The organism is Mesobaculum littorinae, from assembly GCF_004011175.1.
GTDB lineage: Bacteria > Pseudomonadota > Alphaproteobacteria > Rhodobacterales > Rhodobacteraceae > Tranquillimonas > Tranquillimonas littorinae.
This window is the reverse complement of sequence record NZ_RQXX01000010.1, coordinates 1-25,280: the sequence shown is the minus strand read 5'-3', so window position 1 is coordinate 25,280 and position 25,280 is coordinate 1. Positions and strand designations below refer to the sequence as shown.

The following is a 25,280-nucleotide window of genomic DNA, read 5'->3' as shown; positions in this document are numbered from 1 at the left end:
CATCGGGGGGACGGCGGCGCCAGGGCGTCGCCGTCCTTCGCCAGGCGCGGGCCCGTTCGGTCGTGGCCGCGCCCTGGTGCCCGATCCGCAACGCCCCGATCCGCCGCGCCCCCTATCGCCGCGTCCCGTCCCCAGCACACCGGATTTTTGCCATGACCGCAAAAGGACGCCTTGGCGCCTTGCTGCCCAAGCTTATCCTGTCGCCGAGTTTCGTGATCGTCCTGATCTTCGTCTACGGCTTCATCGCCTACACGCTCTATCTGTCGTTCACGGCCTCGACGATGCTGCCGAACTACGACCTCGTGGGCCTTCGCAACTACGAACGGCTCTGGCAGCTTCCGCACTGGTGGCTGGCGGTCAAGAACCTGGCGATCTTCGGCACGCTCTACATCGTCGTGTCCTGTGCGCTGGGTCTGTTCCTTGCCATCCTGCTGGACCAGAAGATCCGCGGCGAAGGCATGTTGCGGCCGATCTACCTCTATCCCATGGCGCTGAGCTTCATCGTCACGGGGACGGCGTGGAAATGGTTCCTCGACCCCGGCATCGGGATCGAGAACACGATGCAGCAATGGGGCTGGGACAGCTTCCAGTTCGGCTGGATCAAGGACCGCACCATGGCCATCTACTGCGTCGCCATCGCCGCGATCTGGCAATCCTCGGGCTTCGTCATGGCGATGTTCCTGGCGGGCCTGCGCGGCGTCGACGGCGAGATCATCAAGGCCGCGCGGATCGACGGCGCCTCGACCGTCACGACCTATCGCCGGATCATCATCCCGATGATGCGGCCGGTGTTCCTGTCGGCCTTCGTCGTGCTGGCGCACCTCGCGATCAAGTCCTACGACCTCGTCGTCGCGCTGACCGGCGGCGGACCGGGGCAGGCGACCGAGCTGCCCGCCACCTTCATGTATTCCTACACCTTCTCGCGCAGCCAGATGGGCGTCGGCGCGGCGTCGGCGATCGTCATGATGATGATGGTCTTCGCCATCATCGTCCCCTACATCTATGCCGAGACCAAGCGGGAGCCGGGCCAATGAGCGCGCGCACCGAAAGCCGCCCCGACGGCGGGCGCGTCCTGCGCGCGCTGCTCTACGCGGCCCTCATCCTCTTCGCGATCTACTACCTGCTGCCGCTCTACGTGATGCTCGCCAACTCGGTGAAGCCGCTCGAGGAGATCCGGCAGGGCAACATGATGGCGCTGCCGCAGGTCTTGACCTTCGAACCCTGGGCGCAGGCGTGGTCCGAGGCGAAGGTGGGCGTCGCGGCGACGGGGCTGAAGCCCTACTTCTGGAACTCGATCAAGATGGTCGTGCCGGCGGTGATCATCGTCACCATCCTGGGCGCCCTGAACGGCTACGTCCTGACGAAGTACACCTTTCGCGGCGCCAACATCCTGTTCGGGATGATGCTTCTGGGCTGCTTCATCCCGTTCCAGATCGCGCTGATCCCCGCCGCCCGGGTGCTGGGCTTTCTCGGCATCGCGGGCACGACCTGGGGGCTGGTGCTGGTGCACACGGCCTATGGGCTGGGCTTCGCCACGCTCTTTTTCCGCAACTACTACGCGGCCTTCCCGACCGAACTGATCCGGGCGGCACGGATCGACGGGGCGGGGTTCTTCACCATCTTCTTCCGCATCCTTCTGCCGTCCTCGGGCCCGATCATCGTGGTCACCGTGATCTGGCTGTTCACCAACATCTGGAACGACTTCCTCTTCGGGGTCTCGTTCGGCGACTTCGACAGCCAGCCGATGACCGTGGCCCTCAACAACCTCGTCTCGTCCTCCGGGGGCGTGAAGGAATACAACGTGCATTTCGCCGGCGCCATTCTCGCGGCGCTGCCGACGCTCATCGTCTATATCGTCTCGGGTCGCTACTTTGTGCGCGGCCTGATGTCGGGCGCCGTGAAAGGGTAGCGAACTATGGGTTCTCTGGAAATCGACAGCCTGGACAAGTCCTATGGCGCGGCCAAGGTCCTCAAGGATATCAACATCGAGATCGAGGAGGGCGGGTTCCTCGTCCTCGTCGGGCCCTCGGGCTGCGGCAAGTCCACGCTACTGAACTCGATCGCGGGGCTCGAGGACATCACCGGCGGCGAGATCCGCATCGCCGGCAAGAAGGTCAACGACCTCGCGCCGGCCGACCGTGACATCGCCATGGTGTTCCAAAGCTACGCGCTTTATCCCAACATGACGGTGCGCGGGAACATCGCCTTCGGCATGGAGATCCGCAAGATCCCCAAGGCCGAGCGGGACGAGGCCGTGCATCGCGTGGCGACGCTTCTGCAGATCGAGGATCTTCTGGACCGCAAGCCCAGCCAGCTGTCCGGCGGCCAGCGCCAGCGGGTCGCGATGGGCCGCGCGCTGGTGCGCGAACCGCAGGTGTTCCTGTTCGACGAACCCCTGTCGAACCTCGATGCGAAGCTGCGCGTCGACATGCGCACCGAGATCAAGAAGCTGCACCAGCGTCTGGGCGCCACCATCGTCTACGTCACCCACGACCAGATCGAGGCGATGACGCTGGCCACCAAGATCGCGGTGCTGAAGGGCGGGGTGCTGCAACAGGCGGGCACGCCGGCCGAGATCTACAACAACCCGGTCAACACCTTCGTGGCCGAGTTCATGGGCTCGCCCTCGATGAACCTGATCCCGGCGCAGGCGGGGCAGGGGCCGAACGGCCCCACGCTCTCCATCGCGCGCAAGGCGGGCGATCCGCTGGTCCTGCCCGCGCCCGAGGCGGTGGCGGCCTATGCCGGGCGCGGCGTTCTTCTGGGACTGCGCCCCGAGGCGATCACCGACGAAGAGGCCGCCGACCGCAACGCGCGGGTGGTCGAGACGGCCAGCTGCCGCATCGACGTGCTGGAGCCTTCGGGCGCCGACACCTACTGCACGACCGATCTGGGCGGCAAGGACGTGATCGGCCGCCTGCGCGCCGATGCCCCGATCCGGCAGGGCGAGGATGCGACGCTGGCCTTCAACCTCGACAAGGCGGTGATCTTCGACCCCGACAGCGGCGAGCGGATCGCCTGAGGTCGCGCGGATGCAAGAGGACACACCGGGTCGGCAGCCGGCCGGCGGGGCGCAGGATCAGCCCGCCGGCACCGTCGCGCCGCATCCGCAAGCGGACGCGGTTGCCCATGGCCCGTATCCGGCCGGCGGGGGGCGGCGACAGCACGGGGATGCCGAGGACGGCGTCTGGCCGCTGGTCTGGCCGCAGGGCCGGGCCGATCTGCGCGCCGTGGGCGGCGCGCTGCAGCGGCTGCGTCTGACGCTGCCCTCGGGCCGGGTCGCGCAGCCCTTCGCGCAGGCGCCCTGGCCCGCCGCGGGGGTGGCGGGGCACCTCGCGCATCTGGGCGGCGAATGGCCCTGCGTGCCCTTCGGCTCGGGGACGGTCGACCCGGCGCACCACGGCTACGGCTCGGACCACGTGTGGCGACTGGACGGACTGGGACAAGGCGGCGCGCGGATGTCGATCGACTATCCCGCAGGCCACCCCGTCGCGCGGCTGGAGCGTGAGGTCCGGACCCGTCCCGACGGCGTCGATCTGACCCTTGCGGTCCATGTCCGTCAGGACTGCGCCCTGCCGCTGGGACTGCATCCGATCCTCGCCTGGCCCGAGGGCGGCATCCGCATCCGCCACGCCGGCCCCGCGCAGGGCCGCGTCTTTCCGCGGGTGTTCGAACCCGGGGTGTCGCGCCTTGCGCCCGGCGCCGCCTTCGACAGCCTGTCGGCGGTCCCGCTTGCCGCGGGCGGCACGGCGGACCTGGCCCACACTCCCGGCGCGCTGGCGGAGGAGCTGGTGCAGGTCCATGGCGGCGCCCCGTCGATCGAGGTGGATTATCTGTCCGAGGGCTTGCGCCTGCGGCTCGACTGGGACGGCACCGCCTTTCCCTCCTTCCTGATGTGGCTGTCGAACGGGGGCCGCACCGGCACGCCCTGGGGCGGCCGGTTCCACGGCATCGGGATCGAGCCCTGCGCGGCAGCCTTCGACGACACGACGCTCGCCCCGCATGTCCCCGGCGGCCGCCCGGTCGCGGTGACCCTCTCCGCCGGCACCGTCTGGCGCACCGCCTATGGCCTGACGCTCACCGATCTGCCCGACGCCTAGCCGCGCAACGCTGCGGCCATGGGGCGGGATACGCAGCTCCGGACCGCGCAGCGGATCGATATCCCGTGGTGGCACGACGGCCCGCGGCGGACGGCGGGGCGCGCGTCTTCGATGTCCCGCCTTGCTGGTCCGGCCACGGGCCTGACGCCAAGGGCCTGACGCCAAGGAACCGACCGCAATCATGGTCGGGCGAGCCCTCTCGGGCCAGCTTTCGCTCAATCGGGGTGCGTGCGCTGTCCAGGGCCCTCGCGCCGCGGGCTGTCCGGGGCCGTCCCGGGGGCGTCCCGCGCGCCTGCGCCAGTCCGGGCCACCCATGGGCCCGTATTACAGACTGCGGCGCGGAGGGGATCGTTCGGCTTAGGCCCAGCCTAATCCATGGCCACGCAATCCCTACTTTATCGCGATGCCCGGCGCGGCCACACTGATCCCATCGCGCGCCTCCGCGTCGGGGGCGGGTCAGTCGAGGCGGGGCAGCACATGACGGTCGAACGCACGGAAACGCTGGTCGTGGGTGGCGGGCAGGCGGGGATCGCGGCCAGCGAACACCTGGGGGCGGCCGGTATCCCGCACCTCGTGCTCGAACGCGGGCGCGTCGCCGAACGCTGGCTGACCGGGCGGTGGGATTCGCTCGTCGCCAATGGGCCCGCCTGGCACGATCGCTTTCCCGGCATGGCCTTCCCCGGCGCCAAGCCTGACGATTTCGTCGGCAAGGCGGATGTCGCGGCCTATTTCGCCGCCTATGCCGCGCAAATCGACGCGCCGCTGCGCACCGGGGTCGAGGTCACCCGGGTCGCGCGGCTGGACGGGCGCCCCGGGTTCCGCGCCGAAACCTCGGCCGGGCCGGTTGAGGCTCCGGCCATCATCGCCGCAACCGGGGCGTTCCAGACCCCGGTGATCCCCGACCTCGTGCCGCACAGCGCCGAGGTGGCGCAGATCCACTCGGCCACCTACCGCAATCCCGGCGCGCTCGCCCCCGGTGCGGTGCTGGTGGTGGGGGCAGGGTCCTCGGGCGTGCAGATCGCGGACGAGCTTCTGTCGGCGGGGCGCGAGGTCTTCCTGTCGGTGGGTCCCCACGACCGCCCGCCGCGGCGCTACCGCGGGCGCGACTTCGTCTGGTGGCTGGGTGTTCTGAACAAGTGGGATACCGAGGCGCGGCCCGGCGCCGATCATACCACCATCGCCGTCAGCGGCGCAGGCGGCGGCGAGACCATCGATTTCCGCCGCCTCGCGCAGCGCGGCATGACGCTGGTGGGGCGGACGCAGGCCTATGCCGACGGGCGGGTGCACTTCGCCGATGATCTGGGCACGAACATCGCCGGGGGCGATGCCTACCTCGCGGGCCTTCTGGACGAAGCCGACGCCTTTGTCGCGCGCAACGGGCTGGATCTACCGCCGGAGCCCGAGGCGCGGCGGCAGCTGCCCGATCCCCGCTGCATGACCCATCCGCTGGCCGAGCTCGACCTTGCCCGCGCGGGCATCGGCACGATCATCTGGGCCACGGGCTATTCCGCCGATTATTCCTGGCTGCCCGCGGGGGCCCGCGACGACCGGGGCCGGCCCCTGCACAGCCGCGGCGTGTCGGGCGAGCCGGGGATCTACTACCTTGGCCTGCCCTGGCAGACCCGGCGCGGGTCGTCCTTCATCTGGGGCGTCTGGCACGACGCGCGCTATATCGTCGATCACATCGCAAAGCAGCGCGGCTACATGGCCCACCGTCCCGCCGCGCGGACACCACCCCCCGCATCCATCGCCTGACCCCACCGGAGACGCCCATGGCCCACACCCGCATCCGCAAGTTCAACACCCGCGACACCTATCCCGAACAGGCGCTCGACAATGACCTGTGCCAGGCGGTGGTGACGCAAGGCGGCCGCACCGTCTGGCTGCGCGGTCAGTGTCCGCAGGACCTCGACACCGCGCAGACCATCGACAGTCACGACCCCGTGCAGCAGACCCACAAGGTGATGCAGAACATCCGCCAGCTTCTGCAAGAGGCGGGCGGCTCGATGGAGCACCTGGTCAAGGTCGTGGTCTACATCACCGACGTCCGCCACCGCGAGGCCGTGTATCGCACGATGGGCGAGTACATCCGCGGCGTGCATCCGGTGTCGACGGGGCTGGTGGTGCAGGCGCTGGCGCGGCCCGAATGGCTGGTCGAAATCGACGGCACCGCGGTGATACCGGAGGAGCGCCCGTGACATTCTCGCTTGTCGCCCGCTGTCCCGAGACCGGCATGTTCGGCACCGCGATCTCGTCCTCGTCGCCCGCCGTGGCGGCGCGCTGCTCCTACGCCCGGGCGGGCGTGGGCGCGGTGGCCAGCCAGAACGTCACGGATCCGCGGCTGGGGCCGCTGACGCTGGACCTGATGGCGCAGGGTCTGAGCGCACCCGAGGCGATGGCCCGGGGCGTGGCACGGGAAGAGTTCCTTGATCATCGGCAGGTGCTGGCGGTCGACGCGCAGGGGCGCACGGCCATCCACTCGGGCCCGAAGGCGCTGGGAACCTGGGCCGAGGCGCAGGCCGAGGACGTCGCCGCGGGCGGCAACCTGCTGGCCCATGCCGACGTGCCGCAGGCCATCGTCGCGGCCTATCGCGCGGCCCGGGGCCACATCGGCGACCGCCTGATCGCGGCGCTGCGGGCCGGGCTGGCTGCCGGGGGCGAGGCGGGGCCGGTGCATTCGGCGGGGATCCTGATCGTCGACCGGGTCGCGTGGCCCGTCGCCGACCTGCGCTGCGACTGGACCGAGGATGACCCCATCGAGGCCGTCGCCACGGCGTGGGAGGTCTACAAGCCGCAGCTTGAGGCCTATGTCCAGCGCGCGCTCGACCCGCGCGAGGCGCCCTCCTACGGCGTTCCGGGGGACGAGTAGCCGCCGGGCAATGCGCCTCCCGCCCGGGTTGGCCCCCCGGGTCGGGCCCCCAAGTCGGGCCTCCGGTCAGTCCCCCGGGTCGGGCCCCCGGGTCGGCCCCCCCCGGGTCGAAGGATCGACGCGCGTGCAAACGGCCGCGGGGCGATCCCGGGGCCTCGGTCCGGGGCGGGTGCCGGGCGGGAGCGGGGGCAAGACCCGGCGCCTCCTCGGCGCGGTGCCGCCGCCGCTTTTCGCCTTATTACATGGTATGGTCCACGGGTTGAGGGGCCCGTGAAAGATGCGTGCCGACCCTGCGGATCGGGGGGGCGGCGCGGGACCGGCCCCCAAGGGCAGGGCTGCCGCCCTTTGGCCCAGGGCGTCCAGCGTCGCGGGTGGCGGAGACGTCCGCAAGGCAAGCGGACGCCACCGGGCACTGCCGTGCCGGCGCACCCAGGTGCTTTCACCGGCGACCTGCGTCGCTGCGCATGGCAGAGCCCCCGGGGCCGGGGCTTCTTGACCCTTCCGCCCTGCGCGGTCTTAAAGGCCGGGATCGCCAGTTTCTGAAAGGGGGGCTGCCGGTGTCTTCGGGCTTCACATTGCGCCAGTTGTCCTACCTCGTCGCCGTGGGCGAGCTGGGGTCGGTCGCGCGCGCGGCCGAGCGTGTGCATGTCTCGGCGCCGTCCGTCTCTGCCGCGATCACCCAGATCGAGGCGCGGTTCGGGGTGCCCCTTTTCGTTCGCAGACATGCCCACGGCCTGACGCCGACGCCCGCGGGGCGACAGGTCCTGGTGCAGGCGCGGGCGGTGCTGGAGGAGGCGCGGCGGCTCGATGCGCTGGCCGAGAAGATCGCCGGGCAGGTGCGCGGGCCGCTGGACGTTGGGTGCCTGTCGACCTTCGCGCAGATCGTCCTGCCGCGGGTGCGGCGAAGCTTCGTCGCGCAATTCCCCGAGGTCGCGGTCCGCCAGTCCGAGCGCGACCAGCAGGCGCTGATCGCCGCGCTGAGGGCGGCCGAGATCGACGTCGCGCTGACCTACGATCTGGAGGTGCCGCCGGATCTGGCGTTCGAGCCGCTTCACGATCTGCCGCCCTATGCGCTGCTGCCCGCGGGCCACGCGCTGGTCGGGCGGGCGCGGGTCAGTCCCGCAGAGCTGGCGCCGCACCCCATGGTGCTGCTCGACCTGCCGCATTCGGGGCCCTACTTCCTGTCGATTTTCGCCGAGGCGGGCATCAGCCCGCAGATCGCCGAGCGAACGCACGACATGGAGGTGATGAAGTCCCTGGTCGCCAACGGCTTCGGCTATTCCATTGCCAATATCCGCCCAACCTCGGACCGGGCGGCGGACGGGCGGCGGCTCGTCTTTGTGCCGCTGGACGGGCCCGCGCGGCCGATGCGGATGGGCCTGATGCGGCCGCGCGCGGCGCATGTGGGGGCGACCCTGCGGGCCTTCATCGATCACTGCCGCGCCCACCTGCCGCCCGACGGAGCCGGGCCGCCCAGCCTGTCCTGACGGGGCAGGCCGCGCGCCGATGGACCCGCGCGCGGGGCGTGGCCACGTCCAGGGGCTGATGCGCCCGGGGGGGATCGGGCCGGGAGGGCAACGAAGCGGCGCTCAGCTGCGCGGGTCCGTGCCGCGGGGATCGGCATCCGGGCCGCCGTCTGCGCCATCCTTCGGGCTGCCGTTCGGGCCGCCATCCGGAGGGCTTTCCGCCCCGCCGTTCGGGCGCCCCGCCGTTCGTGCTCCGCCCAGTTCCTGCGTCCCCGTGCGGCCGGTGTCCCCGCGCTCTGCCCGGCCTTTCGAGGCGCGGTGCAGCTGGGCGCGGCGGGCCTTGGGTGACTGCCCTGTATGGGCCGAGAACAGGCGCGAGAAATGGCCGTAGCTGGCAAACCCGGTCGTCTGCGCCACCTCGCTCAGCGGCAGGTTCGACCGCTGCAGCAGCGCGTCGGCCTTGTCCAGCCGCAACTGCCTATAGAAGCTCATCACGCTCTGGCCCAGCTGCTCCTGCGCCAGCCGCTCAAGCTGCCGGGTGCCGATCCCGCTCAGCTGTGCCAGATCCTCCAATGCGAGGGGGTCGGCGATGTGGCTGTCCATCAGTTCGACCGCGGCGGACAGCGCACGGTGCCGCAGGCCGTAATGCTCGGCCAGCATGCTGCTCTGCGGTGCCTCGGCGCCGCGGATGCCGGTGTGGATGAACCAGTCGCTGACCCGCCGCGCCAGCGCCGCGCCGTGGTCGCGGGTGATCAGCGCATGCATCATGTCCAAAGCCGCCATGCCACCCGCGCAGGTATAGCGGTCGCGGTCGATGACGAAGAGCCGCCGCTCGATCAGCGCCGCGGGGTAGGCGCGGCGCAGGTCGTCCAGATGCTCCCAGTGGACGGTGAAGCGGCGCGATTGCAGCACGCCCGCCTTGGCAAGTATCACCGCGCCGCCCGAGATCCCGCCCAGCGGCACACCCGCCCGGGCCTGCCGGCGCAGCCAGCCCAGCACCTGAGGATCGTCGAAGGTCAGGGGGTCGCCGCCGGCGACGACGAAGAGGATGTCGAACCCCGGCGCGGCCTCGGCCAGCGGCTCGGTCTCGAAGGCGCCGCCGACCGAGCTGATCTGCCAGCCGCCCCGGGCCGACAGGAACCGCAGCGTGTAGCGGTCCGACCCGCCCAGCATGTTCGCCGCGCGCAAAGGCTCCATCGCCGAGGTTGCCGACATCAGCGCAAAGCCGTCGATCAGCAGGAACCCGATCCGCTTCGCCCGCATCCGCCGCCTCGCTTTCCACCGCCTGACTTCCGGCCGCCTGACTCCCGGCCGCCTCGCGTTCCGTCCGGCCCTCGGACCCGTTTCCGGGCCACCCGCCGGAATGCCCGGCGCCCGCCCCGGAGAATGTCCGAAACGGACAAGGAAATGTCAATCACGCGCATGCATCCGGGCCCCGATCCGTGCCACATCCAAGGGAGCAGCGATCTGAGGGAGAGCGGCCATGCACTTTTCGGGGTTTCGCGTCCTCAAGGAGGCCCTGAGCGGGCACAAGGGGTGGAAACCGCTTTGGCGCGATCCCCAGCCGCAGCCGGCCTACGACATCGTCATCGTGGGTGGCGGCGGCCACGGACTGGCGACCGCGTTCTACCTGGCCAAGACCTTCAAGCAGTCGCGCATCGCGGTGCTGGAAAAGGGCTGGCTCGGGTCCGGCAATATCGGCCGCAACACCACGATCATCCGCTCGAACTACCTGCTGCCGGGCAACGAACCGTTCTACGAGTTCTCGATGAAGCTGTGGGAGGGGCTGGAGCAGGAGACCAACTTCAACTCGATGGTCAGCCAGCGCGGCATCATCAACCTGTTCCACAGCGATGCCCAAGGGCATGCCTTTCGCAGGCGGGCCAACGCGATGATGCTGGCGGGCGCCGATGCCCGCCTGCTGGACCGCGACGCGCTTCGGGGCATGCTGCCCTACCTGAACTACGACAACGCGCGCTTTCCGATCAGGGGCGGGCTGATGCAGCCCCGTGGCGGCACCGCGCGTCATGACGGCGTCGCCTGGGGCTATGCCCGCGGCGCCGACCGCCACGGCGTGGACGTGATCCAGAACTGCGAGGTCACGGGGTTCCGCATCGACGGCGGCGCCGTGCGCGGGGTCGAGACGACGCGCGGCTATATCGGCGCGGGCAAGGTGGGCGTCGCGGTGGCAGGCGCGTCGGGCCGGGTCATGGCGATGGCGGGGCTGCGCCTGCCGATCGAAAGCCACGTCTTGCAGGCCTTCGTCAGCGAGGGGCTGAAGCCCGTCATCGACAACGTCGTGACCTATGGCGCGGGGCATTTCTACATCAGCCAGTCCGACAAGGGCGGGCTGGTCTTCGGCGGCGACCTCGACGGTTACAACTCCTATGCGCAGCGCGGCAACCTGCCGGTGGTCGAGGATGTGCTCGAAGGCGGCATGTCGCTGATGCCGATGATCGGCCGCGCGCGGCTTTTGCGCAGCTGGGGCGGGATCATGGACATGTCGATGGACGGATCGCCGATCATCGACCGCACGCCCGTCGAGGGGCTCTATTTCAACGGCGGCTGGTGCTACGGCGGGTTCAAGGCGACGCCCGCCTCGGGCTTTGCCTTCGCGCATCTGCTGGCCACCGGGCGCCCGCACGAGACCGCCACCGCCTACCGGCTGGACCGGTTCGCGCGCGGCTATCCCATCGACGAACGCGGCGCCGGCGCCCAACCCAACCTGCACTGAGAGGACCGTCATGCTGATCCCGCATCCGCTTCTGGGTCTGCGCGACGCGCAGGAGTTCAGCTACCTGGGCGACGCCACGCTGATCGATCGTCCCGCCGCGCCTGCGCCCGATGCGGCGGCCCCTGCTGGCGCCCCGTCGGGCGCCCCGCCGGACGACGAGCCGGGCCCCCCGGGCGCCACCGACCTCGCCGCGGTCGAGGCCGCGTTCTGCGACTACGTCTTTCTGCGCGACAACCCCGCGGGCGTGCACCGCGAGCTTTGGTACCACGAGCAGGGCGACCGGTCGTGGCTAGTCGTGACCCGCGATACCGTCACGCATGAGATTCTGGGCGCCGAGCTGGCGCGGGACGTGGCGCTGGCCCGGCGGGCGGGCGACGGGGCACCGGCCATGCCGGGGCAGGGCCCGGATCGGGAAGGCCAGGCATGACCCGCTATTCCGGCGGCCTGATCGACCGGAGCCGCGAGATCACCTTTCGCTTCGACGGGCGCAGCTACCGCGGCCATCCCGGCGATACGCTGGCCTCGGCGCTTCTGGCCAACGGGGTGCGGCTGATGGGCCGCAGCTTCAAGTATCATCGTCCGCGCGGGGTGCTCTCGGCCGGGTCCGAAGAGCCCAACGCGCTGGTCGAGCTGCGCGAGGGCGCGCGGCAGGAGCCCAACACCCGCGCCACGATGGCCGAGCTTTACGACGGGCTTGTGGCGCGGTCGCAGAACCGCGTGGGGTCGCTGTCCTTCGATGCGCTGGCGGTCAACGACCTTCTGGCGCCGGTCTTCGCGGCGGGGTTCTACTACAAGACGTTCATGTGGCCCCGCACCTTCTGGGAAAAGCTTTACGAGCCGATGATCCGCCGGGCCGCCGGACTGGGGTCCTTGTCCGGTCTGCCCGACCCCGATGCCTATGACCGTGGCTACCTGCATTGCGACCTGCTGGTCATCGGCGGCGGCGCCGCGGGGCTGGCGGCGGCGCTGACCGCCGGCCGGTCTGGGGCGCGGGTGATCCTCGCGGACGAGGATTTCCGGCTGGGCGGACGGCTGCTGGCCGAAAGCGACCCGCTGGACGATGCGCCCGCCGCCGACTGGGTGGCGCGGACCGAGGCCGAGCTGCGCACGATGCCCAACGTCCGGATCCTGCCGCGGACCACCGTCTTCGGCGTCTATGATCACGGGATCTACGGCGCGGTCGAGCGTGTGGCCGACCACCTGCCCGTGCCCGACGACCGCGTGCGCCAGACCCTGTGGCGGATCACCGCCCGGCGCAGCGTGCTGGCCGCGGGCGCGACCGAGCGGCATATTCCCTTTGCCGACAACGATCGCCCCGGGATCATGCTGGCCGGCGCGATGCGCGCCTATGCCAATCGCTGGGCGGCAAGCCCCGGCATCGCGCGGGACGCGCCGGTCGCGATCTTCACCAACAACGACGACGGCCATCGTACGGCGCGCGACCTGATCGCGCGCGGCGCGCGGGTCGCGGGCGTCATCGACACCCGCCCCAAGGCCGCGCAGACGACCGCCTACGAGGTCTTTGCCGGCGGGCTGGTGACCGGCACGCGCGGTCGGCTGGGGCTCAGATCCATCCGCGTCGTCCATGACGGACGGGAACGCTGGATCGACTGCGCCGCGCTTGGGGTCTCGGGCGGGTGGAACCCGGTCGTGCACCTGGCCTCGCACCACCGCGGACGGCCGGTCTGGGACCAGGACATCCAGAGCTTCGTGCCGGGGCAGGGCGGGCCGCAGGGGCTGGTCCCCGCGGGCGCCTGCGCCGGGCGCGGCTCGACCGCCGCGGCGCTGGCCGACGGGGCGCGCGCCGCGCAATCGGCGCTTACGGAGATCGGGATCGGCAGTGCGGCGCCGGACCTGCCGCGGGCCGAGGACGCGCCGGTGCGGCAGGCGGCCTTTTGGCACGTCGCGGGCAAGGGGCGCGCCTGGGTGGATTTCCAGAACGACGTCACGGTCAAGGACATCGCCCTGGCGCACAAGGAGAACATGCGCCCGGTCGAACACCTGAAGCGATGGACGACGCTGGGCATGGCGACCGATCAGGGCAAGACCTCGAACGTCACCGCGCTTGCGGTGATGGCCGAGCTGACCGGCCGGACGATCCCGGAAACCGGCACCACCATCTTTCGCCCGCCCTATACCGGCGTGTCGCTGTCGGTGCTGGGCGGCGGCGCTACCGGCCCCGATTTCCGGCCCACCCGCCTGACCCCGACCCATGCCTGGGCCAGAGCGCAGGGCGCGGTCTTCACCGAGGTGGGCCAGTGGATGCGGGCGCAGTACTTTCCCCGCGCGGGCGAAACCCACTGGCGCCACAGCGTTGACCGCGAGGCGCGCGCCGTGCGCTCCGACGTGGGCCTCTGCGACGTGACCACTCTGGGCAAGATCGACGTGCAGGGGCGCGACGCGGGCCTGTTCCTCGACCGGATCTACGCCAACACCATCGCCACGCTGAAGGTCGGGCGCGTGCGCTACGGGCTGATGTTGCGCGAGGATGGCTTTCTCTACGACGACGGGACCTGTGCCCGCCTGGCCGAGGATCGTTACGTCGTCACCACCACCACCGCCAATGCGGGGCTGGTCTATCGCAACATGGAGTTCGCACGGCAGTGCCTGTGGCCGGATCTCGACGTGCAGCTCATCTCGACCACCGACGCCTGGGCGCAGATCGCCGTGGCGGGGCCGAAATCCCGCGCGCTGCTTGAACGGATCGTCGACGGGGCCGACCTGTCGAACGACGCCTTCCCCTTCATGGCCTGCCGCGAACTGACGGTCTGCGGGGGCTTGCGGGCGCGGCTGTTCCGGATCTCGTTCTCGGGCGAGCTGGCCTACGAGATCGCGGTGCCCGCCCGGTATGGCCACGCGCTGATGCAGCGGCTGGTCGAGCAGGGCGCGGATCTGGGCGTCACGCCCTACGGGACCGAGGCGCTGGCGGTTCTGCGGATCGAGAAGGGCCATGCCGCGGGGGCCGAACTGAACGGCCAGACCACGGCGGCGATGATCGGTCTGGGCCGCATGGTGTCCCGCAAGAAGGATGCCATCGGCGCCATCATGTCCCGGCGCGAGGGGCTGGCCGCCGACACCCGTCGCCTGATCGGGCTGCAACCCGTGACCCCCGGGCAGAGCGTGTCCGCCGGGGCGCATCTCTTTGCCCGGGGCGCGCCGCAGGACACGGCCCACGACCAGGGCTGGATCACCTCGGCCTGCCATTCGCCGCATCTGGGGCACTCCATCGGGCTGGGCTTTCTGGAACAGGGTCACACGCGGATGGACGAGGTGATCGTCGCGGCAAATCCCGTGGCGGGCGAAACGGTCGAACTGCGCGTCGTCTCGGCGCAGTTCATCGACCCCGAAGGAGGACGGCTTCGTGACTGACCTGGCTTCCCACACGGCCTTCGGCGCCGCGCAGCCGCGCGACCGGACCATCGGCGCGCTGGCGCTGACCGAACGGCCCGATATCGCGCTGGCCTCGCTGACCCTGCGGGCCGGCAGCCGGGCCCCCGCGCCCTTCGGTCTGGACCTGCCGGGCCCCGGCGGGCTGGCCGAGGGCGAGGGTGTCGCCGCCTTCTGGTCGGCGCCCGGTCAGTGGATGATCGAGGCGCCGGGACGCGCCGAAAGCGATTTCGCCGCCGAGGTGGTGCGGGCGGTCGGGGACACCGGGGGCACCGACGTTTCGGTGACCGAACAGACCGACGGCTTCGTCGCCTTCGACATCGTGTCGCGGCACGGGCCTGCTCCGCTCGACGCGCTGCTTGAGCGGCTGGTGAACCTCGACCCCGCGCTGTGGGGGCCGGGACGGGCGACGCGGACGGTGCTGCACCACATGTCGGTCTTTGTCCTGCGCCGCGACGCGTCGCGGGTGACGATCTGGGGCATACGCTCCGCCGCAGGCAGCCTGTGGCACGCGCTGGATGCCGCGCTGACCCGCCAGAATGTCGGGGGGTACCCTTGATGAGCGCCATGCTGGTGCCGAGGCTCTCCTCCGTCATCTTGAAAAGACCATCGCGGCGCAGCTCGAGGGTCGCCTCGCAGTAGGCGTCCTTCTTGGAAAGGCGCACCCGGGTCTGGAACGGCAGGTCGTCAATGAAGCTTGCGGATTGAACCAGGCGCTTACGGGCCGAAGCAGGATCGCGGTCGCCTAACGCGAACCGGATGCGGCCTCGCGCACCCAGAAGGCTCAACCGCTCGTGCGAGGAACTACGCGCGCGTCTCCTTGTCATCGGCGCCGAAGATATATCCCTTCTCGGAGTGGCAGATGACCTTGCGGGGATGAAGCGTCCGCTTTGAAGCGGTGCGCATGCCGGGATAGAATGATCCCGTTTTTGAAAGAACCGGAGAGGATGGCCGGGACGCGAGGTGATCCTGGGCGAGGCCGCCCGGGACGGGCGTCTCGGAAACGGCCCAGGGGACCGTTTCAGGCCTGAACGGGCGGAGCTACTGGGGGCGGGCCTCCTCAGCCGGCGCGCGTCACGGCCTCGCTCAGGCCGCGGGACTGGTAGCGGCCCGGGCGCGGACCCTCGACCGTGCGGCCGTCCAGCGCGGTCGTCCGGCCGCGCAGCAGGGTGCGGACGGGCCAGCCGGTGATCTCCATCCCCTCGTAAGGCGTGTAGTCCGAGCCGTGGTTCAGGCCCGCCTGCGTGATCGGCCGGGTAAGACCCGCATCCCACAGCGTGATGTCGGCATCCGCCCCGATCGCCAGAGCGCCCTTTTGCGGATAAAGCCCGTAGAGACGCGCCGGGTTGGTGGAGGTCAGCGCCACGAAACGTTCCATGCTGATCCGCCCCTTCGACACGCCTTCGGAGAACAGGATCGGCAGCCGCGTCTCGACCCCGGGAATGCCGTTCGGCACCCAGCGGAACGAGGTGCGGGCGCGGTGATTGTCCTTGCCGGTCTCGGCCGGGGCCTCGAAGTAGAACGGGCAGTGATCGGACGAAAACAGATCGAAGGTCCCGTCGCGCAGCCCCTCCCAGATCGCGGCCTGCCCGTCGGCATCGCGCGGCGGGGGCGAGCAGACGTATTTCGCCCCCTCGAAATCCATGTTGAGCCCCTTCAGGTCGTCGCGGGTCAGGGCGATGTATTGCGGGCAGGTCTCGGCATAGACCTGCATGCCGCGGCGGCGCGCCCACTGGATCTGCTCCATCGGGTCGCGGCCCGAGACATGGACGATCACCACCGGCACATCGGTCAGCTGGGCGTGGGAGATCGCGCGATGCGTCGCCTCGCGCTCCGCGATCTCGGCATGCGCCTCGGCGTGGTAGTAGGGCGCGGTGCGGCCCTGCTCCTCAAGCCTGCGTGCCATGTGGCGGATCGCGTCGTGACCTTCGGCATGGACCATGACCAGCGCCTGTTCCCGCCGCGCGACGTCGAAGACCTCGAGCAGCTGGGCGTCGTTCAGCATCAAGTCGTCATAGGTCATGAAGACCTTGAACGAGGTGTAGCCGTCGCGCACCAGTGCCGGCAGCTCCTGCCCCAGAACCTGCGGCGTGGGGTCCGAGATGATGAGGTGGAAGGACACGTCGGTATAGCAGTTGCCCGCGGCCTTCTCGTGGTAGGCGGTGACACAGTCGCGCAGCGAGGTGCCCTTGACCTGCATCGCGAAGGGCAGGACGGTCGTGTTGCCCCCCGCGGCGGCCGACCGGGTGCCGGTTTCGAAATCGTCGGCCATGACGGTGCCGTCCGACGTCGGTTGCGCAAGGTGCACATGGGCGTCGATCCCGCCGGGCAGGACGAAAAGACCGGTCGCGTCGATCTCCTCAGTGGCGCCGTCGATCCGTTCCGAGATTTCCACGATGCGCCCGTCGCGCACGCCGATATCTGCGCGGAACCGGTCCGCCGCGGTCACAAGGGTGCCGCCGCGGATCGCGAGGTCGATGGCCCCGCTCATGCCGCCACCTCGGCCAGGATCTCGGACAGTGCGGCGGTCAGCCGGTCGACCTGAGCGATCGTGTTGTAGTGCACCATCGACACGCGCAGGACGCCGTTGTCGCCGTCTTCGCCCAGCTCCTCGACCAAACGGCGCGAATGGAAGTCGCCGAAGCGGATGGCAATGCCGTAGCCGTCCATCGCCCGCGCGATCGCCGCGGAATCGCGGCCCGCGACCTTGAAGGCGATGGTGGGCACGCGGGTGCTGTCGTCGTTGCGCGCCGCCCCGATCACCCGGATGTCGTCGCGGGTGGCGAGCCAGTCGAGCAGCCGGTCGGTCAGCCGGTCCTCGTGCGCCGTGATCGCGGCAAAGGCGGTTTCGATCCGGGCGCGGCGGGGACCAGTTCCCCCCGCGCGCGTCCCCAGCCCGGCCAGGTAGTCGGCGATGCCGCAGGCCGCGAAGGCGAGTTCGTAATTCGGGTTGCCGGGCTCCAGCTTGCCCGGAACCTTCTCCTTGCCGTAGAAGTAGTGGTAGAGCCCGTCGAGGTCGGCCAGAAGATCGTATTTCCCATACATTACAGCGGTGTGCGGGCCATAGGTCTTGTAGAGGCTGAAGACGTAGTAGTCCACGTCCCAGGCCTGTACGTCGATCAGGCGGTGCGGCGCATAGGCCACCGCGTCGACGCAGATCCGGGCACCGTGGTCGTGGACGATGCGCGCGAACTCGGCCACCGGATTGACCTGCCCGAGGATGTTCGAGACGTGGTGCACGCAGACCAGCCGGGTGCGGTCGGACAGCAGCGGCAGCAGGTCCTCGGTCCGCAGGCGCTGCGTGGCAGGGTCGAGCGGCCAGTAGCGGATCGTCAGCCCGAATTCGCGCAGACGCTCCCACGGGCCGATGTTGCTTTCGTGGTCGGCGGTCGACACCACGATCTCGTCGCCCGGTGCGAACTGCGACCGCATCGCGGCGGCAAGGGTCTGCATCAGCACCGTGGTCGAGTGGCCGAAGACGATCTCTTCGGGCCGGGCGGCGCCCACGAGGTCCTGCACCGCCTTCCGGCCCTCCATCAATGCGTCGGCGGCGGCGCGCGACGTGGGATAGCTGCCGCCGATCTGCACGTTGCGATGGATCAGGAACTCGGTGATCCGGTCGATGGCGCCGCGCACGGTCTGCGAGCCGCCGGCATTGTCGAAATAGACCCAGTCGTCGCGCAGTCCCGGAAACTGGCTGTGCACGTAATCAAGGTCGAGCGGGGGGGCGGTATCGGGCATCTGGGCGTCCTTGGTCTGAATGTCGTCTGTCGGTCTATGGGTAGCGGCCTGTGGGCGGCGGCCTGTGGGCGGCGGTCTGTGGGGCGGCGGTCTGTGGGGCGGCAATCCCGGGTGTGTCGGAGGGCCGGCGGTCAGTGGTTCAGCACGGCGCTCAGGAAATTCCGGGTGCGCGGCTCCCTTGGCGCGCTCAGCACGCGGCCTGGCGGGCCGGTTTCGATCACCTCGCCCGCATCCATGAAGATCACGCGGTCGGCAACCTGGCTGGCGAACCCCATCTCGTGGGTGACGACGATCATCGTGACCCCGGTGCCCGCCAGATCTCGCATCACGTCCAGCACCTCGCCCACCATCTCGGGGTCGAGCGCCGAGGTCGGTTCGTCGAACAGCATCACCTGCGGCTCCATCGCCAGCGCGCGGGCGATGGCCACGCGCTGCTGCTGCCCGCCCGAAAGCTGGCCGGGATACTTGTCGGCCTGCTCGGCGATGCCCACGCGGGCCAGCAGGCGGTCGGCCTGCTGCCGCGCCGCGTCGCGCGGCGTGCGGCGCACCCGGCGCGGCGCCAGCATGACGTTGTCGCGCACGGTGAGGTGGGGAAACAGGTTGAAGGACTGGAACACCATTCCGACCTCGGCCCGCACCCGTGCCAGGGACCGGCCCGGCTGCACCCGATTGCCGCCGACGAGTATGGCGCTGTCGTCGGAAAAGCTTTCGAGCCGGTTGATGCAGCGGATCAGGGTGGACTTGCCCGACCCCGAGGGCCCGATCACGCAGACGACCTCGCCTTTCGAGATCTCCAGGTCGATGCCGCGCAGGGCCTCGAAGCTGCCGTAGGATTTGCGCAGGTTGCGCACGGAGACGAAGCCGGACATCAGGTTCCTTTCGCGCCGAAGCGGCGCTCCATCCGCGACACCATCGCGACGAGCGGCCAGAGAAAGGCGAGGTAGAGCACCGCCGCGCCGATCAGCGGCGTCGGATTGGCCGCCAGCGCCTGCGCCTGCGTCGCCTGTTTCAGAAGGTCCGGCATCGCGACGACCGAGGCCAGTGCGGTATCCTTGACCACGTTGATCGAGTTGTTGGTGAGCGGCGGGATCACGATCTTGACCGCCTGCGGCAGGATCACGTCGCGCATTGTCTGCGGATAGCTCAGCCCCAGCGCGGCCGAGGCTTCGAACTGTCCCTTCGGGATCGCCTCGATCCCGGCGCGGAAGATCTCGGCCGTGTAGGCGCCCGAGACCAGCGTCAGCGCCGCCATCGCCGAGGCGAAGGGCGACAGTCGCAGGCCCACGAAGGGCAGCGCGTAGTACACGATGATCAGAAGCACCAGAAGCGGGATCGACCGGAAGATGTCGATGTAGAACCGGGTGATGAGGCGCAGCGGCGGCACGGCGTAAAGCCGCAGGAGCGCCAGCCCGAGGCCCAGCACCAGGCCCGCCACGATGCTGGCCGCGCCAAGCTGGATCGTGACCCACAGGCCCTCCAGCAAAAGCGGCCAGGTGCGCGCGATCACGCCCATGTTCAGAAAGGTGTCGAAGATATCCATGAGGGCGGACGCGCTCCGGTTTGGGACAGCAGGGCCGGACAGGGTGGCGGGGACGCGAGAGCCCCCGCCACCCCCGGGGCATCAGTCCAGCGTGGGCATCGGCAGGACGGTCACGGTCGAGGTGCCGTCATCCGGCGCCGTGCCGAACCAGGTCTCGTGCAGCTCGGCCATCACGCCCTCTTCCTTGAGCGCGGTCAGCACGTCGTTGACCTCGGTCGCCAGCGGCGCGTCCTTGGCGAACATCATCGAGTATTTCTCGCCCGTCGCGATGCGCTGCACGACCTTGAGGGCCGGCTTGTCCTTGACGTAGTAGAGCAGGGCTGGAATGTCCGAGATATAGCCGTCGATCCGGCCCGCGCTCAGGTCCAGCATCGCGGGGGCCAGCCCCTCGTAGCGGCGGATGTCGGCAAAGCCGTAGTCACCGGTATGCTCGGTCGCCCACATGTCGCCGGTCGACCCGGTGTCGACGCCGACGGTCATGCCCTCCATCTCCTCCAGCGACGCGGGCCCACCCTCGGCCACGGTCAGCGACTGGTCGCTGTCGTAGTAGGGCTGGGCAAAGGACACCGATTCCAGCCGCTCGTCGGTGATGGTGATCGACGAGGTCGCGATGTCGATGCGCCCCGACTGAACCGCCGAGAACAGGCCGTTGAAGGGGATGTTGACGATCTCGACCTCGGCGCCCAGCCGCTCGGCCACAGCGTTCACCAGGTCGATCTCAAAGCCCGTGAAGTCGCCCGCCTCGTCCTGGAACTCCCAGGGGACGTTGCCGATATTGGCGCCGACGGTCAGCGTCTCCTGCGCGCTGGCGGTCAGGGCGGTGGCCCCCAGAAGGGTGCAGGCCAGCGTGGCGGTGCGGATGGTATGGCGGATCATTGTCGTCTCCCTGTCGGTTGCTCTTTTGGCATGACCGGACTAACCGGTCTGACCAGTATGCCAGCACTTCCGTCCCGCCATTGCAACAGCGCGCGTTGCAGCGGCGGGGTCGGGGCGCGTAATGTCGGCGACAGATGGCGAAAATTGAGGCAGCGGTGATGCACGAGAAGACTCCCGTCACACAGGCGGTCGCGCGGCGGCTGCAAGGGATGATCCGGTCGGGAGAGTTGAAGGCCAACGAAAAGCTGCCCTCGCAACGGGTGTTGTCGGACCAGCTCAAGGTGTCGCGTCCGTCGCTGCGCGAGGCGCTTCTGACGCTGGAAACGCTGGGCCTGGTGCGCACGCTGCCCGCGCGCGGCACCTTCGTCGTCGATCCCGGGGCGGCCGGGGGGCGCGCGGCACCGTGGCGCTACGACGATGCCTACAGCCTGCCCGAGGTGTTCCAGTCGCGTGCGTTGATCGAGCCCGAGATGTGCCGGTTGGCCGCGCCGCATCTGGGGGCCCCGGGGCTGGACCGGCTGGATGCGGCGAACGCGGATTTCGAGGCGGCGTGGCGTGGCGGCGACCTTGTCGCCCATGTCGAGGCCGATCTGAGGTTTCACCGCACCATTGCCGAGGCCTGCCCGAACCGGATGCTGCGCCGCCTTTACCAGTCGGTGCAGGATCTGCTGAGCGAAAGCCAGCGCCAGCCGATCCCCAACACCGCGGGCGACCGCATGGCACAGTCGATCGCCGAACACGGCGCCATCATCGCCGCGCTGCGCGGGGCGTCGGGGGGGCGACGGTCACGCCGCGGCCCAGGCAATGCGCACCCATATCCACAACACCGCCGCCTGCGCGGGCGTGACGCTGGACTGAGGGCGAGGCCGCCGCATCCGCGGCCGCACCTCGCGCTGATCCTTCGCGGTGGGCCTAGCCCTTCGCAGCCGCGCGGGGCGGGATGGCAAGGCAAAGCTCGGTCGCGCGGGCCATGTCCTGCACCGCGATCCACTCCAGCGGGCCGTGGATGTTCTGCATGCCGGTGAAGAGGTTCGGCGTCGGCACCCCCATCTCGGTCAGGCGCGAGCCGTCGGTGCCGCCCCGGATCGGCACCGACACGGGGTCGAGCCCCAGCTCGCGGCAGGCATCGCGGGCCAGCTCGACGGGGGTCATGTCGGTTTCCAGCCAATAGCGCATGTTGCGGTATTGCGGCCGGATCTCGCAGCTTATCCGTGCCCGCGGCTCGCCCGCCTGCACCGCGGCGCAGATCTGTTTCAGCATCTCGCCCTTGGCCACCAGCCCGTCGCGTTCGAAGTCGCGCAGGATGAGGCGGATCGTCATCTCGGCGGCGCTGCCCTCCATGTCGGTGGCATGCACGAAGCCCTCGCGCCCGTCGGTGGTGTCGGGCGTCATCGTGGCCTGAGGCAGCGCCGACAGGATTTTCGAGGCCAGCGTGATCGCGCTGACCATCCGCCCCTTGGCCTGCCCGGGGTGGATCGAGACGCCGGTGATGCGCACCTCGGCACCATCGGCCGAAAAGCTCTCGTACTCGATCTCGCCCGCCCGGGCGCCGTCGAAGGTGTAGGCGAAATCGGCGGCGAGGTCGCCGGGCAGGGGGGCGGTGACGCCACGCCCGATCTCTTCGTCCGGGGTGAAGGCGATGCGCACGGGCGGGCGGGGCGCGTCGGGGTTGGCCAGCATCTCGCGCGCGGCGGTCATGATGATCGCCACGCCCGCCTTGTCGTCGGCGCCCAGCAGCGTGGTGCCCGAGGCGGTGACGATGTCGCAGCCCGTCTTCTGGCCCAGGTAGGGATGATCGGCCGGCGACAGCACGAGGTCGGGCGCGTCAGGAAAGGTGATGTCGTCGCCCGCGTAATTCCGGATCACGCGCGGTTTCACCCCCGCGGCGGCGAATTGCGGGGCGGTATCGACATGCGCGACGAAGCCCACGACCGGTCCGGGTGCGGTCCCCGGGATCGTCGCCAGCACGACGCCGTAATCGGTCAGGACCACGTCGGCGGCCCCCATCTCGACCAGCTCGTCGCGCAGCAGGCGCAGCAGGTCGAGCTGGCACTCGGTGCTGGGCGCGGTGGGCGAGGCCTCGTCGCTTTGCGTGTCGATGGCGCAGTAGCGCGTCAGACGGTCTTCGAGTTCTTTGTCGTAGCGGGTCTGCATGTCAGGTGCCTTTCGAGATTGCGGCGAAGGTGGCGACCCGCCGCGGGGGAAGTCAAGGCCGGGGCGATGATCCGTCGCCCGCGCCCCCGGTCGGCCGTCGCGCGCCAATGGTCCCGGGCGGGGCCCGATTTGGGGGGGGCGGGCCAGTCTCGGGCCATTCTCGGGCCGCGCCGCCGGTCATCGCCCGTGGCCCGGTCAGTGGGGGCGCGGCGCCCGGGCGCGGCCGCATATCGCGGAGTGGTTGCGCCCGGGTCCCGCGGCCTGTCATATCCATCCCGAGGCGCGGCGCGGTCGTGCAACTGCGACGAGGGGCCCCGGTGACCGAATTTCGCTTCCTGCACACCTCGGACCTGCATCTGGGCCGCCGCTTCGCCAACATTCCGCAGCCGCCCGACGGCCATATCCGCGGCCGTCTGATGGCCGCGCGGCAAGACGCCATCGGTCGCATCGCAGCCGCCGCGCGCGCGCAGGGGGCGGGGCATGTGGTGGTCGCGGGCGACAGCTTCGACACGCCCACCCCCTCGGCCACGGTCCTGCGTCAGTCGCTGGCGGCGATGGGCGAGGCCGAGGGCATCGACTGGTGGCTTCTGCCCGGCAATCACGACAACCTGCGCGAGGCCGAGCCATTGTGGGAGACCGTCACCCGCGACGGTCCCGCCAACGTCCACGCGGTGACCGAAACGGCGCCCGTCGACCTGGGCGGCGCGCACCTGCTGCCCGCGCCGGTGGGGTTTCGCGCCGAGGGGCGCGACCTGACCGCGGCGCTGCCCGGCATGGCCACGCCCGAGGGCGCCTTGCGGCTGGGGCTGGCCCATGGCGGCGTCGTGGATTTCACCGAGGCAGGCGGTGCCGTGCCGCCCGACCGCGACCGGACGGCGGGGCTCGATTACCTCGCGCTGGGGGACTGGCACGGGCGGATGCAGGTGTCGCCCCGCGTGCAGTATCCCGGCAGCCCCGAGCAGGACCGGTTCCTTCATGGCCGCCGCGGCGTCTGCCTGTCCGTCACCCTGCCGGGCCCGGGCGCCGCGCCGCTGATCGAAGAGGTCGAGACGGGCGTGTTCCTCTGGGCCGAGGCTGATCTGCCCCTGCGCGCGGGCCAGGACCCGGCCGCGGCGCTGGCCGCGCTGTTGCCCGCCACGGGTCGGCGCGAGATCCTGCAACGCGTGCGCGCCAGCGGCTGGGCCGGCCTGCCCCAACAGGTCGCGCTGAGCCGGGCCGCCGACCGCGCGGCGCCCGAGTTCGCGCATTTCGAGCTGCGCCGCGACGGGCTGGGCACGCTATACGACGATGCCGACCTCGACGAGATCGACCGCGGCGGCGCGTTGCGCATCGCCGCCGACCGCCTGAAGGCCGAGGTCGACGCGGGCCCGCCCGACTCGGCGTCCGCGCAGATCGCGGGTGCCGCGCTCGCCCGGCTTTACGCCTACGTGCGCGAGGCCGCGGAATGAAGCTGCGCGCGATCACCCTGACCAACGTCCGCCGCTTTACCGATCCGGTGCGTCTGGGCGACATCGGCGACGGCCTGAACCTTTTGTGCGAACGCAACGAGCAGGGTAAATCCACGCTGTTCGACGCGGTGCAGGCGCTGTTCTACAAACCCCACGGCTCGCGCGACCGGGATGTGACCGGCCTGCGCCCTCATGCCGGCGGCGCGCCCGAGGTCGAGATCGAGGTCGAGACGTCCGAGGGCCGGTTCGCCATCGCCAAGCGCTGGCTGTCCAAACCCGCGGCGACGGTCACCCAAGGGGGACGGCTGGTCGCGCAGGCCGATGCCGCCGAGGCCTGGATCTCGGCGCTCCTTGGCGGGGCCGATGCCGGGCCCGCGGGCCTCATCTGGGTGCGGCAGGGCCTGACGGGGCTGAGCGGCGGCACGAAGAAAGAGGAAGAGGCGGCGCAGGCCGCGCGGCGCGATCTTCTGTCCTCGGTCACGGGCGAGGTTGAGGCGATGACAGGCGGGCGGCGCATGGACATGGCGCTGTCGCGGTGCCGCGCCGAGCTGGGCGATTACGCTACCGCCACCGGACGGCCCCGGACCGGCGGCCCGTGGAAGGCGGCGCAGGACCGGGTCGAGACGCTGCAGGCCGAGCGCGAGTCACTGGCCGCCACCGCGCAGGCCCTGCATCAGGCGCTGGACCGGCGCAAGCGGCTGCGTCGCGACCTGGCCGAGCTCGACCATCCCGATGCAGCCGCCGCCCGCCGCGCCCGCACGCAAGGGGCCGTCGCCGCCAAGACCGCGGCCGATGCCCATGCCGAACGTTTGTCAGCCGCGCGCCGCCGGGTCGATACCGCCCGCCTGGCGCTGGCCGCCGCCCGCGACCGCGCCGACGCCGTCCGCGCCGCCCGGGACGAGGCGCGGGCCGCCGGGGCCGCGCATACCGCGGCACGCGAGGCCGCGGAAAGCACGCGCGCCGCG

General features: G+C 70.5%; 22 protein-coding genes. 15 read left to right on the top strand and 7 right to left on the bottom strand.

The window, feature by feature from the left end; translation table 11 throughout:
• Positions 1-152 precede the first annotated feature (152 nt).
• The 8 genes from EKE94_RS17875 (at position 153) to EKE94_RS17840 (ending at position 8,456) form a co-directional block, all read left to right on the top strand.
• Positions 153-1,034 carry a carbohydrate ABC transporter permease gene (locus tag EKE94_RS17875; protein WP_127908003.1) on the top strand — a complete coding sequence of 294 codons (882 nt, stop codon included), beginning with the start codon at positions 153-155 and terminating at the stop codon, positions 1,032-1,034.
• Entirely contained in the window at positions 1,031-1,909 is an 879-nt protein-coding gene (locus tag EKE94_RS17870) for a carbohydrate ABC transporter permease (protein ID WP_127908002.1), read from the top strand. The genes EKE94_RS17875 and EKE94_RS17870 overlap by 4 nt, the downstream gene beginning before the upstream one ends.
• A gap of 6 nt (positions 1,910-1,915) precedes the next feature.
• A complete protein-coding gene (locus tag EKE94_RS17865) occupies positions 1,916-3,022 on the top strand; it encodes an ABC transporter ATP-binding protein (protein ID WP_127908001.1) in 1,107 nt (368 codons plus the stop codon).
• A gap of 10 nt (positions 3,023-3,032) precedes the next feature.
• On the top strand, positions 3,033-4,100 hold the full coding sequence (locus EKE94_RS17860) for a hypothetical protein (RefSeq protein WP_127908000.1): 1,068 nt from the start codon (positions 3,033-3,035) through the stop codon (positions 4,098-4,100).
• 477 nt (positions 4,101-4,577) lie between these two features.
• Positions 4,578-5,855, top strand: coding sequence for a flavin-containing monooxygenase (locus EKE94_RS17855; RefSeq protein WP_127907999.1), 1,278 nt, complete (start codon positions 4,578-4,580; stop codon positions 5,853-5,855).
• Between the two features lie 17 nt (positions 5,856-5,872).
• Complete coding sequence (locus EKE94_RS17850) at positions 5,873-6,298, top strand: RidA family protein (RefSeq protein WP_127907998.1); 426 nt, start codon at positions 5,873-5,875, stop codon at positions 6,296-6,298.
• On the top strand, positions 6,295-6,969 hold the full coding sequence (locus tag EKE94_RS17845) for a DUF1028 domain-containing protein (RefSeq protein WP_127907997.1): 675 nt from the start codon (positions 6,295-6,297) through the stop codon (positions 6,967-6,969). Before EKE94_RS17850 ends, EKE94_RS17845 begins: the two co-directional genes overlap by 4 nt.
• Before the next feature lie 557 nt (positions 6,970-7,526).
• Positions 7,527-8,456, top strand: a complete 930-nt coding sequence (locus tag EKE94_RS17840; RefSeq protein ID WP_235856091.1) for a LysR family transcriptional regulator — start codon at positions 7,527-7,529, stop codon at positions 8,454-8,456.
• 102 nt (positions 8,457-8,558) lie between these two features.
• Here the strand turns inward: EKE94_RS17840 and EKE94_RS17835 are convergent, their stop codons facing one another.
• The gene (locus tag EKE94_RS17835) at positions 8,559-9,698 is read right to left on the bottom strand and encodes a GlxA family transcriptional regulator (RefSeq protein ID WP_127907996.1); all 1,140 of its coding nucleotides are present in this window, start codon (positions 9,696-9,698) and stop codon (positions 8,559-8,561) included.
• 220 nt (positions 9,699-9,918) lie between these two features.
• Here EKE94_RS17835 and EKE94_RS17830 point away from each other — a divergent pair, with 220 nt between their 5' ends.
• The 4 genes from EKE94_RS17830 to EKE94_RS17815 are packed head-to-tail and all read left to right on the top strand — an operon-like array spanning position 9,919 to position 15,115.
• Positions 9,919-11,169 (top strand): sarcosine oxidase subunit beta family protein, encoded by a 1,251-nt coding sequence (locus tag EKE94_RS17830; protein WP_127907995.1) that lies wholly within the window; start codon positions 9,919-9,921, stop codon positions 11,167-11,169.
• 10 nt (positions 11,170-11,179) lie between these two features.
• Positions 11,180-11,596, top strand: coding sequence for a sarcosine oxidase subunit delta (locus tag EKE94_RS17825; RefSeq protein WP_127907994.1), 417 nt, complete (start codon positions 11,180-11,182; stop codon positions 11,594-11,596).
• Positions 11,593-14,538: a sarcosine oxidase subunit alpha family protein gene (locus EKE94_RS17820; RefSeq protein WP_127907993.1), complete on the top strand. Its 2,946-nt coding sequence runs from the start codon at positions 11,593-11,595 to the stop codon at positions 14,536-14,538. Before EKE94_RS17825 ends, EKE94_RS17820 begins: the two co-directional genes overlap by 4 nt.
• Positions 14,531-15,115 carry a sarcosine oxidase subunit gamma gene (locus EKE94_RS17815; protein WP_127907992.1) on the top strand — a complete coding sequence of 195 codons (585 nt, stop codon included), beginning with the start codon at positions 14,531-14,533 and terminating at the stop codon, positions 15,113-15,115. Before EKE94_RS17820 ends, EKE94_RS17815 begins: the two co-directional genes overlap by 8 nt.
• Positions 15,116-15,616: 501 nt before the next feature.
• Here EKE94_RS17815 and hydA read toward each other — a convergent pair.
• The 5 genes from hydA to EKE94_RS17790 form a co-directional block, all read right to left on the bottom strand.
• Positions 15,617-17,047, bottom strand: a complete 1,431-nt coding sequence (gene hydA / locus EKE94_RS17810) for a dihydropyrimidinase (protein ID WP_127907991.1) — start codon at positions 17,045-17,047, stop codon at positions 15,617-15,619.
• Positions 17,044-18,297, bottom strand: coding sequence for a cysteine desulfurase-like protein (locus EKE94_RS17805; RefSeq protein ID WP_127907990.1), 1,254 nt, complete (start codon positions 18,295-18,297; stop codon positions 17,044-17,046). The genes hydA and EKE94_RS17805 overlap by 4 nt, the downstream gene beginning before the upstream one ends.
• A 131-nt stretch (positions 18,298-18,428) precedes the next feature.
• Positions 18,429-19,166: an amino acid ABC transporter ATP-binding protein gene (locus EKE94_RS17800; protein WP_127907989.1), complete on the bottom strand. Its 738-nt coding sequence runs from the start codon at positions 19,164-19,166 to the stop codon at positions 18,429-18,431.
• Positions 19,166-19,837 (bottom strand): amino acid ABC transporter permease, encoded by a 672-nt coding sequence (locus EKE94_RS17795; RefSeq protein WP_127907988.1) that lies wholly within the window; start codon positions 19,835-19,837, stop codon positions 19,166-19,168. Before EKE94_RS17795 ends, EKE94_RS17800 begins: the two co-directional genes overlap by 1 nt.
• Before the next feature lie 81 nt (positions 19,838-19,918).
• The gene (locus EKE94_RS17790) at positions 19,919-20,713 is read right to left on the bottom strand and encodes a transporter substrate-binding domain-containing protein (RefSeq protein ID WP_127907987.1); all 795 of its coding nucleotides are present in this window, start codon (positions 20,711-20,713) and stop codon (positions 19,919-19,921) included.
• Positions 20,714-20,847: 134 nt separating this feature from the next.
• Between EKE94_RS17790 and EKE94_RS17785 the strand changes: the two genes are divergently transcribed.
• A complete protein-coding gene (locus EKE94_RS17785; protein WP_206615114.1) occupies positions 20,848-21,738 on the top strand; it encodes a FadR/GntR family transcriptional regulator in 891 nt (296 codons plus the stop codon).
• Here the strand turns inward: EKE94_RS17785 and pepT are convergent.
• Positions 21,626-22,867 carry a peptidase T gene (gene pepT, locus EKE94_RS17780; RefSeq protein ID WP_127907986.1) on the bottom strand — a complete coding sequence of 414 codons (1,242 nt, stop codon included), beginning with the start codon at positions 22,865-22,867 and terminating at the stop codon, positions 21,626-21,628. The genes EKE94_RS17785 and pepT overlap by 113 nt on opposite strands.
• Before the next feature lie 317 nt (positions 22,868-23,184).
• Between pepT and EKE94_RS17775 the strand changes: the two genes are divergently transcribed.
• Positions 23,185-24,315: a metallophosphoesterase family protein gene (locus EKE94_RS17775; protein ID WP_235856090.1), complete on the top strand. Its 1,131-nt coding sequence runs from the start codon at positions 23,185-23,187 to the stop codon at positions 24,313-24,315.
• The coding region (locus tag EKE94_RS17770) for an AAA family ATPase (RefSeq protein WP_164871021.1) at positions 24,312-25,280 on the top strand (969 nt) is incomplete at its 3' end. The genes EKE94_RS17775 and EKE94_RS17770, both read left to right, overlap by 4 nt.

Coding starts and splice junctions, on each gene's coding strand:
- EKE94_RS17875 (WP_127908003.1), top strand. CDS start 153: ATGACCGCAAAAGGACGCCTTGGCGCCTTGCTGCCCAAGCTTATCCTG.
- EKE94_RS17870 (WP_127908002.1), top strand. CDS start 1,031: ATGAGCGCGCGCACCGAAAGCCGCCCCGACGGCGGGCGCGTCCTGCGC.
- EKE94_RS17865 (WP_127908001.1), top strand. CDS start 1,916: ATGGGTTCTCTGGAAATCGACAGCCTGGACAAGTCCTATGGCGCGGCC.
- EKE94_RS17860 (WP_127908000.1), top strand. CDS start 3,033: ATGCAAGAGGACACACCGGGTCGGCAGCCGGCCGGCGGGGCGCAGGAT.
- EKE94_RS17855 (WP_127907999.1), top strand. CDS start 4,578: ATGACGGTCGAACGCACGGAAACGCTGGTCGTGGGTGGCGGGCAGGCG.
- EKE94_RS17850 (WP_127907998.1), top strand. CDS start 5,873: ATGGCCCACACCCGCATCCGCAAGTTCAACACCCGCGACACCTATCCC.
- EKE94_RS17835 (WP_127907996.1), bottom strand. CDS start 9,698: ATGCGGGCGAAGCGGATCGGGTTCCTGCTGATCGACGGCTTTGCGCTG.
- EKE94_RS17830 (WP_127907995.1), top strand. CDS start 9,919: ATGCACTTTTCGGGGTTTCGCGTCCTCAAGGAGGCCCTGAGCGGGCAC.
- EKE94_RS17825 (WP_127907994.1), top strand. CDS start 11,180: ATGCTGATCCCGCATCCGCTTCTGGGTCTGCGCGACGCGCAGGAGTTC.
- EKE94_RS17820 (WP_127907993.1), top strand. CDS start 11,593: ATGACCCGCTATTCCGGCGGCCTGATCGACCGGAGCCGCGAGATCACC.
- hydA (WP_127907991.1), bottom strand. CDS start 17,047: ATGAGCGGGGCCATCGACCTCGCGATCCGCGGCGGCACCCTTGTGACC.
- EKE94_RS17805 (WP_127907990.1), bottom strand. CDS start 18,297: ATGCCCGATACCGCCCCCCCGCTCGACCTTGATTACGTGCACAGCCAG.
- EKE94_RS17800 (WP_127907989.1), bottom strand. CDS start 19,166: ATGTCCGGCTTCGTCTCCGTGCGCAACCTGCGCAAATCCTACGGCAGC.
- EKE94_RS17795 (WP_127907988.1), bottom strand. CDS start 19,837: ATGGATATCTTCGACACCTTTCTGAACATGGGCGTGATCGCGCGCACC.
- EKE94_RS17790 (WP_127907987.1), bottom strand. CDS start 20,713: ATGATCCGCCATACCATCCGCACCGCCACGCTGGCCTGCACCCTTCTG.
- EKE94_RS17785 (WP_206615114.1), top strand. CDS start 20,848: ATGGCGAAAATTGAGGCAGCGGTGATGCACGAGAAGACTCCCGTCACA.
- pepT (WP_127907986.1), bottom strand. CDS start 22,867: ATGCAGACCCGCTACGACAAAGAACTCGAAGACCGTCTGACGCGCTAC.